We start from the raw sequence: 14,608 nt of genomic DNA on the forward strand, positions 1-14,608 counted from the left end.
TCAGCCCTCCCGCGCCGCGCGAGCGGTCTCGGGCAGGCCGGCCTGCGCTGCCCGCTGTGCCTCTGCCTTGCTCTGCGCTTGCTGCGCACGCCGGTAGCGGCCGTCGCCCGCCGCCAGCAGGCCGCCCAGCGCCATCAGGATGCAGCCGGTCCAGATCCAGGTCATGAAGGGCTTGACCTGGATGCGCACGGTCCAGGCGTTGCCGGCCACCGGTTCGCCCAGCGCCACGAAGAGGTCGCGGGTAAAGCCGCTGTCGATGTCGGCCTGGCTGAGCGCCATGTCCTGCACGGTGTAATGGCGCTTTTCGGGATACAGCGTCACCACCGGCTTGCCGTCCCGCACGACGTGGAATACCGCGCGTTGCGCGGTGTAGTTGGGGCCGGTGGCCGGGCCGATGCCGGCAAACGTGAACTGGTAGCCGCCGGCTTCCTGCGTGGCGCCCACGTCCACGCGCAGTTCGCGCTTGTCCTCGTAGCCGTTGGCAAGCGTGACGCCCGCGATGAAGATGCCCACGCCCACGTGCGCCAGCAGCATCCCGTACCAGGCGCGCGGCTGGCGCGTAAGCCGCCGCAGCACCTCGCCGTCGCCATCCATCAGGCGCTGGCGCGCGTGTGCCGCGGCGCTGGCGACGGACCAGGCGGCAAGCCACAGGCCCAGCACGATCATCGGCGAACCGAAGCGTGACGGCCCGGGCATTGCCAGCGGCACCAGCACCGCCGTCAGCACGCTGACCACGAAGGCCACGCGCAGGCGTTTGCCCAGCTCGGGCACCTCGGCCTGTTTCCAGCGCGCGACGGGTCCGACCCCCATCAGGAAGATCGCGGGTGTCATCAGCGGCACGAACACGGCTTCGAAGTAGGGCGGCCCGATGGAGATCTTGCCCCACTCCATCACGTCCAGCACGACAGGGTACAGCGTGCCCAGCAGCACCGAGCCCGCCGCGACCGTCAGCACCACGTTGTTGGACAGCAGCAGCGATTCACGCGACAGCAGCGAAAAGCCGCCGCCCAGCCCGACGGTGGGCGCGCGCCAGGCATACAAGGCAAGCGAGCCGCCCACGATCAGCGTCATGAACGCGAGGATGTACAGGCCCCGGCCCGGGTCCACCGCAAACGCGTGGACCGACGTCAGCACACCCGAACGGACCAGGAACGTGCCCAGGATGCTGAGCGAAAACGTGCAGATGGCCAGCAGCACGGTCCAGCTTCGGAACGCGCCGCGCCGCTCGGTCACGATCAGCGAATGGATGAGTGCGGTGCCCGCCAGCCAAGGCATGAACGACGCGTTCTCGACCGGATCCCAGAACCACCAGCCGCCCCAGCCGAGCACGTAGTAGGCCCACGCGCTGCCCAGCAGGATGCCGATGGTCAGGAACGTCCACGCGGCCAGCGTCCACGGCCGCACCCAGCGCGCCCACATCGCGTCCAGCTCGCCCGACAGAAGCGCCGCAATCGCAAAGGCGAACGCCACCGAGAAGCCCACGTAGCCCATGTACAGCATGGGCGGGTGCACGATCATGCCGGGATCCTGCAGCAGCGGGTTCAGGTCGCGGCCCGCCATGGCGGGCGGGATCAGGCGCTCGAACGGATTGGACAGGAACAGCATGAACAGCAGGAAACCCACGCTGATCCAGCCCATCACCGCCAGCACGCGGCCGACGAAGGGCAAGGGCAGCCGCTTGCTGCATAGCGCCACCGCCAGCGTCCACGCGGTCAGCAGATACAGCCACAGCAGCAGCGACCCTTCGTGTCCGCCCCACACCGCCGCGAAGCGGTAGCCGGCCGGCAGGTCGGCGTGGGAATTCGCAGCCACATACAGCACCGAAAAATCGTTGTTCACGAACGACCACGCCAGGCAGGCGAAGGCCAGCGTCGTCAGGCCGAACTGGCCGATGGCGGCGGGCCGGGCCACACGCAACCCGGCCTGCCAGCCGGTGGCCGCGCCGATGAGCGGCAGGGTGCCTTGCGCCACCGCGACCAGCAACGCGAGGATCAGGCAGAAAAGACCGATTTCGGGGATCATCGCGCCTCCGCCTGAAGGGCCGGGGCGTAGCCCGATGCCGGTACGCCAGCCGCACCCTGCGCGCGCTGCTCCGCCTTCTTGATCGCGTCGGCGGCTTCGGGCGGCATGTAGTTTTCGTCGTGCTTGGCCAGCACCTCGGTCGCGCGGAACACGCCATCTGCGCCCATCTTGCCGGCCACGACCACGCCCTTGCCCTCGCGGAACAGGTCGGGCAGGAGGCCCTGGTAAGTGACAGGCACGGCGTGGGCGGTGTCCGTCACCGCAAATCGCAACGTCAGGCCGTCGGCGTCGCGGCGCAGCGAGCCTTGTTCTACCAGACCGCCCACGCGGAAGCTGCCGCTGGCGGGCGCCTCGTGCGCCACCACCTGCGTCGGGCTGAAGAAGAACACCAGGTTCGATTGCAGCGCGTTGAGCACCAGCGCGGTGGCCAGGCCCAACAGGCCAAGGCCGCCCACGATGGCGAGCGCGCGGCGTTTGCGTGGGGTCATCGGCGCGGCCCCCCGGGGCGGCGCGCGCGGCGTGCGCGCCGCCACAGCGCCAGCACTTCCCACGCCATCAGCGCGATCGTGACGCCATAGGCGCCCATCAGATAGGGCCCGTGGCCCTGCAGCGAAAAAAACGTATCCCAGTTCATGGCGCCTCCGAACGCGTGCCGCGGCGCTCGCCGGAAGACACTGCGCCGTCCGGCGAACCGGCAGCCAGCACGGCACCCGATAGCACGGCGCCCGGCTCGCGCTCTGCAATGATCCCGCGCACCCGCGCCAGCGCGACCGCCGCGCTGTACAGCCAGAAGGCCGCCACCATCAGCAGCATGGCGGTCACCATGACGCGCGCCATGCTGGGGGCCGACGTCAGGTTGATCGAGGCGCCCTGGTGCAGCGTGCTCCACCATTGCACCGAGAAATAGATGATCGGCACGTTCACCACGCCCGCCAGCAGCAGGATGGCGCCGCCGCGGTCCGCGCGCTGCGTGTCGTCGGTGGCGGCCTGCAGGGCCATGAAGCCCAGGTACAGGAACAGCAGGATCAGCTCGGACGTGAGCCGGGCGTCCCAGACCCACCACGTGCCCCAGGTCGGCTTGCCCCACAGCGCGCCGGTCCACAGCGTCAGGAAGGTAAAGAGCGCGCCCGTGGGCGCCAGCGCGCGCATCATCATGAACGACAGACGCGTATTGAAGACGAGGCCCAGCGCCGCATACCCCGCCATCACCAGATACAGGAACATCGACATCCAGGCCGCGGCCACGTGGATGAAGAGAATGCGGTAGACCTCGCCCTGCTGGCTGTCGATGGGCGCCACCACGAGGCCCGTGTACAGGCCGGCCGCGGCAAGCAGGGCGGCGCCCGCCGCGAAGAACGGAATCATCCGCCCGGCCAGCGGATAGAACAGCGCGGGTGACGCATAGCGCAGCCAGCTAGACCGCGCGGCGGCGGGGCGGGGAGCGTCGAAGGTGGAGGGATTGTGCATGGATAACCTCAGTCCAGCGCCACGCGCAGCGCCGCCGATGCGCCCCAGGGGCAGAGCAGGATAGCCAGGCAAAGGCCCGCGCCCAGCAGCGACAGCTGCGGCCCCGCGCCCAGCCCGGCGTGCGTGGCCGACACGGCGCCCGCGCCAAAGATCAGCACCGGCACATACAGCGGCAGCACCAGGAGCGGCAGCAGCGCGCCGCCGCGCAGTCCCAGCGTCAGCGCCGCGCCCAGGCCGCCCACCAGCGCCAGCGTCGGCGTGCCCAGCAGCAGGGACAGCACCAGGATGCCGATGGCGTGCGGCGGCAGGCCGAATTGCAACGCCAGCACCGGGCTGGCAAGAATCAGCGGCACGCAGGTGCTGAACCAATGCGCGCCCAGCTTCACGCCCACCAGCATGGGCAGCGGATGCGGCGACACCAGCAGCTGCTCCAGCGCGCCGTTGTCGTAGTCCTGCGCAAACGGGCGATTGAGGCTGAGCAGGATGCCCAAAAGCGCGCAGACCCACAGCACGCCGGGCCCGATGGCCAGGAGCAGCACGGGATCGGGCCCCACCGCCAGCGGGAACAGCGACCCCGTGACGATGAAGAACAGCGTCGCGCCCAGCGTGTCGGCCGGTCGACGCCAGGCCAGCCGGACTTCACGCAGCGCCAACTGAGACAACGTTGCCAGCATCCGCGTAGTCATCCATGTTCAGGGTTTGGGTGTGTTTGGCAGGGGTTGCCGGGCCGCGATGCGAGGCGACGACGGCCGCGCCGCCCGCCGCCAGATGGGCGGCAAGCGCCGCGCCCAACTGGTCCAGGCTGGCCGCGTCCAGGCCGGCGTCGGGTTCGTCCAGCAGCCACAGCGGCTTGGCGCCCAGCACCACGCCGGCCAGCGCCAGCCGGCGGCCCTGGCCTTGCGACAGGCGGGCAGCCGGCGTGTGCAGGCAGCCGCCCAGCCGCCACGTCTGCAGGCAGGCGGCGATCGCGCCGTCGCCATGCGGCGTGCCGGCCACGTGCAGCGCGCAGCGCAGGTTTTCCAGCGCGGTCAGGTCGCCCGACAGGCCATTGCCGTGTCCCAGATAGGCCGTGCGCGCAAAGTGCGCCGCCGGATCGCAGCGGATATCGCCGTCCCGGCCGGTGATGGCGCCGTCCAGCGGCCGCAATAGGCCCGCCAGCATCCGCAGCAGACTGGTCTTGCCGCTGCCGTTGGCGCCCTGCACATGCAGAAGCTGACCGGCATACAAGTCGAAATCCAGCGGCGCGGACCCTTCGGGCGCGCCGCGCCGGCTGACCAGGCCGCGCGCGCTCAGCATCGGCAGCGGCGCGTCAGCGGGCCGCATTGGCGACCTCTTTGGACGCCCTGGCCGGCGGCGTCGCTTCAGAGGTCTGGCCAGGCGGTATGTGCGGCAGCGTGTGGGCGATGCCCTTGTGGCAGTCGATGCAGGTCTTGGACTTGTCGGCCAGGTAGGTCGAGTGCATGTTCTGCGCGCGCACGCTCTGGCGGGTGAAATCCATGTACTCGTAGTTGTGGCAGTTGCGGCATTCCAGCGAATCGTTGGCCTTGAAGCGCGCCCACTCGTGCTGCGCCAGCTCCAGCCGCTTGTCCACGAACTTCTCGCGCGTGTCGATGGTGCCGAAGATTTTGCCCCAGACTTCCTTGGACGCCTGCATCTTGCGGGCGATCTTGTCGGTCCAGTTGTGCGGCACGTGGCAGTCCGAGCACAGCGCCCGCACGCCCGAGCGGTTGGTGAAGTGGATCGTGCCTTTCAGTTCCGCGTACACGTTGTCGCGCATTTCATGGCAGCCGGTGCAGAACTTCTCGGTGTTCGTCAGCTCCATGGCGGTGTTGAACGCGCCCCAGAACAGGATGCCGCCGATGAATCCGCCCACGGTCAGAAAGCCCAGGCTGAAGTGCACGCTGGGCCGGCGGATGATGTTCCAGTAACGCTTGATGAGCTTGACCATGACGGGCTCCTGTCCCTTACTTCTTGTCGGACGCCGGGGCGGTCAGGCGCTTGAGAATTACGTCGATGTCCTGGTAGTCATTGGCCACGAGCGGCTTGGCTTCAGCCTGGGGCACATGGCATTGCACGCAGAAATAACGCCGCGGCGACACCTCCGCCAGCACGTTGCTGTCGCGGTCCATGTAGTGCGTGACGCTTAGCGGCGGGGCCTGCGTCTCTTCGGTGTTCACGCGTGCGTGGCACGTCAGGCAGCGGTTGAAATTCTTGTCGATCTGGTAGCCGTCGATCTTGTGCGGAATGGTGGGCGGCTGCATCGAATACGTGCGCATCCGCTTGATGTCCTTGTTCTCGATGGGACTGATGAGCGGCGGATCCGTCTCGTCGGCGACCGGTGTGGGGCCGCGCATCGGGTCCACCACCTCGAAAGGGGGGGCGGCCCAGGCCGCTGACCCGAGCAGGACACAGAGCGCGATGGCGGTGACGCGATTCTTCATGGCTGTCTCCCGGGGCTCAGACCTTGACGATCTTCACGGCGCATTTCTTGAAATCGGTCTGGAACGAGATCGGATCGGTGGCGTCCAGCGTGACCTTGTTGATGAGCTGCCCTGCATCGAACCACGGCACGAAGACCAGCCCGCGCGGCGGCTTGTCGCGGCCGCGGGTTTCCACCCGCGTGCGCATCCGTCCGCGCCGCGAGACGACCTCGACTTCCACGCCGCGCCGCAGTCCCATGGCCTGCGCGTCGTCCGGGTGCATGAAGCACACCGCGTTGGGAAATGCCTTGTACAGCTCGGGTACGCGTCTTGTCATCGACCCCGAGTGCCAGTGTTCAAGCACGCGTCCGGTGGACAGCCAGAACGGATATTCCTCGTCCGGCATCTCCGGAGGCGGCTCGTAGGGCAGGGCGTAGATGATGGCGCGTCCGTCCGGATGACCATAGAACTCGAAGCCCGCGCCCGCCTTCACGTAGGGGTCGCTGCCTTCGCGGTAGCGCCACAGCGTCTCCTTGCCGTTGACCACCGGCCAGCGCAGGCCGCGGACCTCGTGGTAAGTGTCGAACGGCGCGAGATCGTGGCCGTGGCCCCGGCCGAATTCGGCGTACTCCTCAAACAGACCTTTTTGCACGTAAAAGCCGAAGGCCTTCGCCTCCTGGTTCTCGTATTCCGCGCTGAGTTCGGTATTGGGGAACTTGTTGACCTTGCCGTTGGCAAACAGCACGTCGAACAAGGTCTTGCCCCGGTACTCCGGCATCTTGGCCAGCAGGTCGGCGGGCCAGACTTCCTCGACCTTGAAGCGCTTGGAAAACTCCATCAGTTGCCAGAGATCGGAGCGGGCGTCGCCTGGCGCGTTGACCAGCTGGTGCCAGAATTGCGTGCGGCGTTCGGCGTTGCCGTACGCGCCTTCCTTTTCCACCCACATGGCGGCCGGCAGGATCAGGTCGGCGGAAATGGTCGTGACCGTGGGGTAGGCATCCGACACCACGATGAAGTTTTCGGGGTTGCGATAACCGGGCAACCCCTCGTTCATCAGGTTGGCGCCCGCCTGCATGTTGTTGTTGACCATCACCCAGTAGGCGTTGATCTTGCCGTCCTTGAGCATCCGATTCTGCAACACCGCGTGCGCGCCGACCTTGTCGGGGATGGTGCCCGCGGGCAGCTTCCAGATTTCTTCCGCATGCGCCCGGTGCTTGGGATTGGTGACCACCAGATCGGCGGGCAGGCGGTGCGAGAACGTGCCGACCTCTCGCGCCGTGCCGCAGGCGGACGGCTGGCCCGTCAACGAGAAGGGGCTGTTGCCAGGCGTGGAAATCTTGCCCGTCAGCAGATGGATGTTGTAGACCATGTTATTGGCCCACACGCCCCGGGTGTGCTGATTAAAGCCCATCGTCCAGAACGAGGTGACGCGAATCTTGGGGTCCGCATACAGCTCGGCCAGGTCCTGAAGCTGTTTCTTGGGCACGCCCGTCAGCTTGGCGGTGTAGTCCAGGTCGTACTTGGAGACGAACTTGGCGAACTCGTCGAAGGTGATGGGCTTGGAGCCGCCCGCATTGTTGGCATTCTTGGCCGCCTTCTGCAGCGGATGTTCGGGCCGCAACCCGTAGCCGATATCGGTGTTGCCTTCGTGGAACACCGTATGCTTGTCCACGAATTCGCGGTTCACCCGCTTGGTCTGGATGATGTAGTTGGCGATGTAGTTCAGGATCGCCAGATCGGTCTGGGGCGTGAAGGTGAGCGTCAGGTCGGCCAACTCGTACGAGCGGTGCTCGAACGTGGACAGCACGGCCACCTTGGTCTTGGGCGCCGACAGCCGGCGGTCGGTGACACGCGTCCACAGGATCGGGTGCATCTCCGCCATGTTCGAGCCCCACAGCACGAAGGCGTCGGCGTTCTCGATATCGTCATAGCAGCCCATGGGCTCGTCAGCCCCGAAGGTGCGCATGAAGCCCACCGCCGCGGACGCCATGCAGTGGCGCGCGTTCGGGTCCAGGTTGTTGGTTCGGAAACCCGCCTTCATCAGCTTGAGTGCGGCGTAGCCTTCCCAGACGGTCCATTGGCCTGACCCGAACATGCCCACCGCCTCGGGACCCTTGTCCTTGAGCACCCGCTTGAACTGCTCGGCCATGACATCGAACGCGGTGTCCCAGGACACCGGCGCAAACTCGCCGTCCTTGGCGTACTTGCCATCCTTCATGCGCAACAGCGGCGTGGTCAGCCGGTCGTTGCCGTACATGATCTTGGAAAGGAAATAGCCCTTTACGCAATTGAGGCCTTTGTTGACCTCGGCGTTGAAGTCGCCGTGGGTGGCGACAACCTGGTTGTCCTTGACCGCCACGTTCACGCCGCAGCCGGTCCCGCAGAATCGACAGGGCGCCTTGGACCACTTCAGCTTGGCCGCTTCCGATTCGGTCACGATGTTCTGCGTGTAGCCGACGATGGGAATGCCCGCCACCGTGGCGGCCGCGGCAACAGCGGATTGCTTGATGAATTCCCTACGGGCGATGGCCATCGTCAATCTCCTGATTCATCGCGTCCAGCGTGTCGGCGGCCTGATAGACCAGGGCGGACGCCAGCACGCCATCCAGGCGCTGGATCGTGGAGATCTGCGCCATCATGTCGTCAGTGGAAGAGGCTTCCAGGGTGACCACCAGCTTGCCGGTCTCGGAAGCGCCGTGGATTTCCGCGCCCGCGATATCCAGGATCGCCGCACGCACGTCCGAGAGCCGGCGAGGGGCGGCATGCACCACCATGCTGGCGATATGCAGCTCGGGCGGCGCGCTACAGGACGCGGGGGCCGGCTGACGATTGGGAAGAGGGGGGCGGAAGCTTTGCATCAGCTTCCCGGGGGGCCTGCAAACATCTGGTAGATCCAGACCGCAAAACCGTACCCGGCCACGATGACTACTGCCAGCACCGGAGCCATGACTGCCGCCAGAAACAGGAAACTTCGGAATTCCTGGGCTTTTGTGTAGCCATTGGATTCGTCTTGCACACACCACCTCGCTGCAGAAACTTGTGGGGGTATTGCGTTAAACGGACAGATGCGAAAGTTTGTAGCAGATGAGTTTGCGCCGCGTCAATGTTGCAACACAGCGAAATAATCGAGAAGGTACCGCGGACTGTTTACGCTGCGATGACGGCAAAGACAGTCCGTGCAGATGCCAACGCAGATGCCCGCGATGCCGCGTGCGGCCACGTCGGCCGACCGCGGCGCCGCCCGCCGCCGCGTCGGGCGACCGCGACGCGGCCCGCGGCGGCGTCAGCCGATCGCGCCGTAAATGCGCCGGGCGTCTGCCGCCGTCGCCAGCGGCCGGCCCAATGCCTGCGCGCCTTGCGCGGCTTGCTCCACCAATGCCGCGTTGTCCGGGGCGATAGTCCCGTCGCGCAGCTTCAGGTTGTTTTCAAACCCCACGCGCATGTGCCCGCCAAACGCGGCAGCCGTCGTGACGCAGGCGTTTTCCTCGGGGCCGAAGGCGCAGATGGCCCACGGCAGCGAATGATCGTAGGCGGCCAGGAAGGGCAGCAGGTCGTACGCCGACGACGTCTGCCCGGCGCTGTAGCGCCCCAGCACAAAAAGCACCGACCACGCGCCGGGCGGCACCAGCCCGCGCGCGCGCAGCGACAGCCAGCGGCGCACGTCGGCCTCGTCGTACAGGATGATCTGCGTCATGATGCGGCGCTCGGCCAGCCACGCCAGGAAGGCCGCCAGTTCCGCTTCGGAAATGCCCGGCACGGCGATTTCGCGCAGGCCGATGGAGACGGCCTCGGGCTGCAATTCGCGCACCATCGCGATCTGTTCCGCGGCCTGGTACACGCCCGCCGCTTCGCTGGTCACCTGCACCAGCAGTTCGTCGCCAACTGCCTTGTGCACCGCGGCAATCGCGTCGCGATAGGCCTGGGCATCCAGCAGGTGGCTGCCGTCGGGTTTGCGCACGTGCATGTGCATCATGGCGGCGCCGGCATCCAGGCAGGCCCGGGCCTCGCTGGCCAGCGCCTGCGCGGTCAACGGCACGGCCGCGTGGTCGGCGGCCTTCTTGTAGGCGCCATTGGGGGCGACGGTGATGATGACGGGCGAGTCGGCCAGCGCGGCGCGCGGCAGGGGGGCTGGGGCGCTCATGGCTGGATCTCCGGCAGTTCGGGGGCAATCAGGTCCAGGCCCGCGCGCAGCAGCCTGTCGTAGCGCGCGCGTTCGGCGGCGATGGTCTCGGGCGTCCAGACATGGAAGCCTTCGCCGGCCTTCATGCCGTGGCGCCCGTCGGCGGCGCGTTCGGTCAGGCAGCGCGCCGGGTGGTCGGCGTTGCAGAAGGTGGGATACATCGTGGCGCCAGCCGCCGCGTGAACGTCGATGCCGGCGTGGTCGCGCTGCATGACGGGGCCAGCCGCCAGGAACCGGAAGCCGAAGCCGAAGCGCACGGCGGCGTCCACGTCCTCGGGCGACGCGATGCCGCGGTCGATGAGGTCAAAGGCTTCGCGCGAGAGGGCGTGCTGCAGGCGGTTTGCCAGAAATCCGGGCAGATCCTGCTTGACCTTGACCGGCACGCTGCCGCAACGCCGCATGAACGCAATCAGCGTGTCGGCGCAGGCCTCGTCGCTGGCCTCGCCCAGCACCACTTCCACCAGCGGCACCAGGTGCGCGGGCATGAAAAAGTGCAGGCCCAGCATGCGGCCGCGCGTGTCCAGCCCCTGGCTGATCGCACTGATCGGAAAGCTGGAACTGTTGCTGGCCAGGATGGCGTCCGGCCGCGTACGCCGCGCCAGGTCCGCAAACAGGGCCTGCTTGATGTCCAGCCGCTCGGGAATGCACTCGATGACCAGATCCACGGTGGACCAATCCACCGCGTCCAGCGACGGCGCGGTGGCCAGCAGCGTGGCGTTCGCCTCGCGCCCGATGACCTTCAGGTTCTCCGCCACCCGCGCCGGCACGCCGGCCGCGCGCTCGGCATTCGATTCGATCACCGTCGTGCGGCACGCCGCGCGCGTCAGCACGACGGCCACATCCGCGCCCATCGTGCCGCCGCCCACCACCACCGCATGCGCCGCGCCCGGATTGGGCAGCGCCTTCGCGTCCTTCTGCATGCTGTTCTCCTGGAAACCCGTTTGGAGGCGAGTGTAGAGAAGTGCGGTTGATTGATGAATCAAAATTTTTGAATAGAATGATCGATCAATCAGATCAATAACGTCCGGGGACAAACCATGCAGATCAATCTCTCGATGCGCGACATCGACACCACGCTGGTGCTGGGCCGCACGCTCAATTTCCGGCAGGCCGCCGGGCAGCTGCATCTGTCGCAGTCGGCGTTATCCACGCAGATCCAGCGGATCGAGGAGGCGCTGGGCGTGCGCCTGTTCGACCGCACGACGCGCACCGTGCGGCTGACGGCCGCGGGCGAGGTCTTCCTGCAGCAGGCCGCGACCCTGCAGGCGGCGTTTCGCGACGCGATCGCTGCCGTGAGCGGCATTTCCAGCGCGGAAGAGGGCCAGGTGTCGGTCGCCGCGCTGCCGTCGCTGGCGGCGCGGCTGCTGCCGCGCGTGCTGATGACCTATCGCCAGGCGCACCCGCATGTCGCGCTGAAAGTGCGCGACACGCTGTCCGGCCCGGCCTTCGACCTGGTGCGCGCGGGTGAAGTGGATTTTGCCCTGACCGCCGCCGACCCGCAGCACGCCGACCTGCACTACGTGCCGCTGATGTCCGACAGCTTCATCCTGCTGATCCCCGAGGCGCATCCGCTTGCGCGCGCAAAGGGTCCGCTGCGCTGGGCCGACACGGCCGGCGCGGAACATGTGTCCATGGTCCACCCGAGCAGCGTGCGCCAATACACGGAATGGGCCTTCCTGCAGAACCGCATCCGCTTTGCGCCCGCCTTCGAGGCCGAGCACCTGACCACCATCGTGGCCATGGTGGAATGCGGCTTCGGCGTGGCCGCGCTGCCAGAGATCGCCGCCGGCGCGGTGGCGCAGACCGGCATCGTGCAGCGCCGCCTGACGGCGCCGGTGGCCGAGCGCTCGATTGGGTTGGTGACGGCGCGCAACCGCAGCCTGTCGCCGGCTGCCGTGGCGCTGGTGCAGACGTTGCGGGAGTACGTGGCGGCGCAGCCGCGATGAAAAAAGCCGGCCTCGTTGCGGAGGCCGGCTTTGCGGCAGGCAGCAGATTCGCGGCGCGGGGGCCGCGAATCCTTGCAGGCGTACGGATCAAAAATCAATCTGCGCCGACAACAAGAACGTGCGCGGCGCGGCCACCGTCGCGTACGAGCCGCTGGCCAGCCAGAAGTCCTTGTTGAACAGGTTTTCGATATTCGCGCGGAACACCACGGAGCGGCCCAGGATCTCGGTGTTGTAGCGCGCGCCGATGTCGTAGCGGGTCCACGAGGGCAGGGTCAGGGTGTTGGCCGCGTTGAAGTACATCGACGAGGTGTGGATCACGCGGGCGTTCAGGCTCAGGCCGCGCACCCAGGGGGTGTCCCAGTCCACGCCCAGGTTGAAGGTGTTCTTGGGCACGCCGTTGGCTTCGTTGCCGTCGTTCACGCCGCCCGCAGTGCGCTTGAGGGTGGCGTCGTAGAACGTGGCGCTGGCCATCATGCGCAGGCCCGGCATGGCTTCGCCGAAGGCCGACAGTTCCAGGCCGCGGTTGCGCTGTTCGCCGTCGAAGCTGTAGATCCGCGTGTCGGGATCGGTCATCGAGTTGGGGCGCGTGATCTGGAACACCGAGGCGCTGGTGATGATCTTGCCCCAGTCGACCTTCACGCCCGCTTCGTATTGCTTGGACTTGTAGGGCGCAAACACCTGGCCGGCGTTGGCGGCCGTGGCGGGGGCGATGCCGCCGCGGGTCAGGCCGGAGGTGAAGTTGCCATACAGCGAGACGTTGGAAATCGGCTTGAACACGATGCCGGCGACCGGGGAAATCGCGCTTTCGTCATAGGCGTTCAGGCGCGCGCCGGTGGCGGTGGAATAGTTGTCCAGCGCGACGCGCTGGTTGCGCAGGCCGCCGGTGATCAGCAGGGTGTCGTCGGCGAAGGACAGGGTGTCGGTCAGCGTGTAGCTGGTCAACTCGGTCTTGGACGCCTTTTGCGGCGCGCCACGGTAGGCCGTGACCGGGGGCAGCGGCGCGGGGCGGTAGATGCTGGACGGCACGCCCGGGCCCGAGGACGTGACGTAGGCGTTGCCGGACTCCTGGTCCAGGCGCGTGGCCGACAGGGTGACGGTGTGGCCGACGCCCCAGGTGTCGAAGCGGGCGCGCAGGCCGACGTCGCCCGTCCAGGTGCGCGAATACGAGTCGTAATAGGCGTTGGATACCGTGAAATTGCCCAGCGCATCGGCGGGGCCGGACGGGAAGGTCTGCTCGGCGGTGCCGTAGCGGTAGCCGGTCGCGCCGTAGACCATCAGGTGGTCGTTGATGTCGTACTCGAGGCGGGTGGCCACGGTCGAGTCGTTCAGCTTGAGCTTGGTGCCGGGATAGAAGTTGCGGTGGCCGGACGGCGGCGACGGCAGCGAGGTCACGTTCGACTGGAAGCCGATCTGGGGACGGAAATTGTCGATGTCTTCATGCTGGGTGTAGGCGTCCAGCGACCAGCGCAGCTTCGTGCCGCGGTAGTCGAGCGCCAGCGCGCCCACGCCTTGCTCCTGCTTGCCGTCGTCGATGTTGGTGTCGCCGTTGCTGTAGACGCCGTTGACGCGGATGCCCCATTCGTTGTTCTCGCCAAAGCGCCGGCCCATGTCGAGCTGGCCGCCCAGTTGCGATTTGCTCTGGTAGGTGGTGGTCAGGCGGGTCAGGGGTTCGTCGCCCGCGCGCTTTGTGACGATGTTGATGCCGCCGCCGATGCTGCCGCTGGGGCCGATGCCGTTCATCAGCGTGCCGGGGCCCTTCAGGACTTCGACGCGCTCCATCATGGCCGCGGGCATGCGGCTGGCGGACGCCAGGCCGTACAGGCCGTTCAGGCCCACGTCGCCTGCCGCGACGGAAAAGCCGCGGATCTGGAATTCGTCGGAGAAGCCGCCGCTGGACGTGGTGGTGCGCACCGAGGACTCGCTGATGACGATGTCGGCCAGCGTGCGGGCCTGCTGGTTCTCGATCATCTGCGCGGTGTAGTTGGTGGTGCTGAACGGCACGTCCATGACGTCGCCCGTGCCCAGCACGCCCAGGCCGCCGCCGCGCGCCACCTGGCCGCCCGCGAAGGGCGCGGGTAGGGTGGGATCGGCGGCTGAGGCCGTCACCGTCACGGCGGGCAGTTGCGTTGTGGCGATGCCCGCGCCGGCCGGGCGGTCCAGCACATAGCTGCCATTGGACTGCGGCAGCACGCGGATGCCGGTGCCGGCCAGCAGGGCGTCCAGCCCGCCGCGCACGCCGTAGGCGCCACGCAGTCCGTTGCTTTGCAGGCCGGCCGTCACGTCGGGCCGGAACGACAGCACGATGCCGGCTTCACGCCCGAAGCGGCCCAGCGCGTCCTCAAGCGATCCCGCGGGAATGTCGTAGCTGCGCGTGGCAGCGGCCTGCGCGTGGGCGGCGGTGGGGACGGCCAGTGCGGGGGCCGCGAGCAGCGTGGCGGTGGCGATGCGGCCCGCCAGACGCGCCGTGGCTGCGCGGCGCAGGATGCGGGAGGACTGGCGCTTGGGCGCCCGGACGTGATTCATGAACTGGCCTTTCAGAGAGGTGAGGTTGCTGTGTGCTCACCCTCCTTGAC

The 14,608-nt window shown here is 67.5% G+C and carries 15 protein-coding genes; 1 reads left to right on the plus strand and 14 read right to left on the minus strand.

All coding sequences use genetic code 11. The features are described 5' to 3' along the window. The 13 genes from QEP15_RS09400 to QEP15_RS09460 form a co-directional block, all read right to left on the minus strand. Positions 1-2,022, minus strand: a complete 2,022-nt coding sequence (locus tag QEP15_RS09400) for a heme lyase CcmF/NrfE family subunit (protein ID WP_280148709.1) — start codon at positions 2,020-2,022, stop codon at positions 1-3. Continuing rightward, on the minus strand, positions 2,019-2,510 hold the full coding sequence (gene ccmE, locus QEP15_RS09405) for a cytochrome c maturation protein CcmE (protein WP_175156742.1): 492 nt from the start codon (positions 2,508-2,510) through the stop codon (positions 2,019-2,021). Before ccmE ends, QEP15_RS09400 begins: the two co-directional genes overlap by 4 nt. Next, positions 2,507-2,656: a heme exporter protein CcmD gene (ccmD, locus tag QEP15_RS09410; protein WP_056316183.1), complete on the minus strand. Its 150-nt coding sequence runs from the start codon at positions 2,654-2,656 to the stop codon at positions 2,507-2,509. The genes ccmE and ccmD overlap by 4 nt, the downstream gene beginning before the upstream one ends. Next, on the minus strand, positions 2,653-3,489 hold the full coding sequence (gene ccmC / locus QEP15_RS09415; RefSeq protein WP_279990527.1) for a heme ABC transporter permease CcmC: 837 nt from the start codon (positions 3,487-3,489) through the stop codon (positions 2,653-2,655). Before ccmC ends, ccmD begins: the two co-directional genes overlap by 4 nt. A gap of 8 nt (positions 3,490-3,497) precedes the next feature. Continuing rightward, complete coding sequence (ccmB, locus tag QEP15_RS09420; RefSeq protein ID WP_063954707.1) at positions 3,498-4,163, minus strand: heme exporter protein CcmB; 666 nt, start codon at positions 4,161-4,163, stop codon at positions 3,498-3,500. Further along, positions 4,129-4,812, minus strand: a complete 684-nt coding sequence (gene ccmA / locus QEP15_RS09425; protein WP_280148710.1) for a heme ABC exporter ATP-binding protein CcmA — start codon at positions 4,810-4,812, stop codon at positions 4,129-4,131. Before ccmA ends, ccmB begins: the two co-directional genes overlap by 35 nt. Further along, positions 4,799-5,437 carry a cytochrome c3 family protein gene (locus tag QEP15_RS09430; protein WP_152384042.1) on the minus strand — a complete coding sequence of 213 codons (639 nt, stop codon included), beginning with the start codon at positions 5,435-5,437 and terminating at the stop codon, positions 4,799-4,801. Before QEP15_RS09430 ends, ccmA begins: the two co-directional genes overlap by 14 nt. Positions 5,438-5,453: 16 nt before the next feature. Next, complete coding sequence (locus QEP15_RS09435) at positions 5,454-5,930, minus strand: nitrate reductase cytochrome c-type subunit (protein WP_152384043.1); 477 nt, start codon at positions 5,928-5,930, stop codon at positions 5,454-5,456. A 16-nt stretch (positions 5,931-5,946) separates the two neighbouring features. After that, positions 5,947-8,442 (minus strand): periplasmic nitrate reductase subunit alpha, encoded by a 2,496-nt coding sequence (gene napA, locus QEP15_RS09440; RefSeq protein WP_152384044.1) that lies wholly within the window; start codon positions 8,440-8,442, stop codon positions 5,947-5,949. After that, on the minus strand, positions 8,426-8,767 hold the full coding sequence (locus QEP15_RS09445; RefSeq protein ID WP_180100150.1) for a chaperone NapD: 342 nt from the start codon (positions 8,765-8,767) through the stop codon (positions 8,426-8,428). The genes napA and QEP15_RS09445 overlap by 17 nt, the downstream gene beginning before the upstream one ends. Beyond that, positions 8,767-8,925, minus strand: a complete 159-nt coding sequence (gene napE / locus QEP15_RS09450; RefSeq protein WP_253857073.1) for a periplasmic nitrate reductase, NapE protein — start codon at positions 8,923-8,925, stop codon at positions 8,767-8,769. The genes QEP15_RS09445 and napE overlap by 1 nt, the downstream gene beginning before the upstream one ends. A 267-nt stretch (positions 8,926-9,192) precedes the next feature. Further along, the gene (locus QEP15_RS09455; protein WP_280148711.1) at positions 9,193-10,050 is read right to left on the minus strand and encodes a beta-keto acid cleavage family enzyme; all 858 of its coding nucleotides are present in this window, start codon (positions 10,048-10,050) and stop codon (positions 9,193-9,195) included. After that, positions 10,047-11,009 (minus strand): 3-hydroxyacyl-CoA dehydrogenase family protein, encoded by a 963-nt coding sequence (locus QEP15_RS09460; protein ID WP_142049371.1) that lies wholly within the window; start codon positions 11,007-11,009, stop codon positions 10,047-10,049. The genes QEP15_RS09455 and QEP15_RS09460 overlap by 4 nt, the downstream gene beginning before the upstream one ends. A 117-nt stretch (positions 11,010-11,126) precedes the next feature. Between QEP15_RS09460 and QEP15_RS09465 the strand changes: the two genes are divergently transcribed. Continuing rightward, positions 11,127-12,035 (plus strand): LysR family transcriptional regulator, encoded by a 909-nt coding sequence (locus QEP15_RS09465; RefSeq protein WP_062840807.1) that lies wholly within the window; start codon positions 11,127-11,129, stop codon positions 12,033-12,035. An 87-nt stretch (positions 12,036-12,122) separates the two neighbouring features. On the opposite strand, the gene QEP15_RS09470 is transcribed toward QEP15_RS09465, so the two are convergent. Continuing rightward, positions 12,123-14,558, minus strand: coding sequence for a TonB-dependent receptor (locus tag QEP15_RS09470; RefSeq protein WP_175156746.1), 2,436 nt, complete (start codon positions 14,556-14,558; stop codon positions 12,123-12,125). Positions 14,559-14,608: the final 50 nt, after the last annotated feature.

It is taken from the genome of Achromobacter mucicolens (genome assembly GCF_029866465.1).
GTDB lineage: Bacteria > Pseudomonadota > Gammaproteobacteria > Burkholderiales > Burkholderiaceae_B > Achromobacter > Achromobacter mucicolens.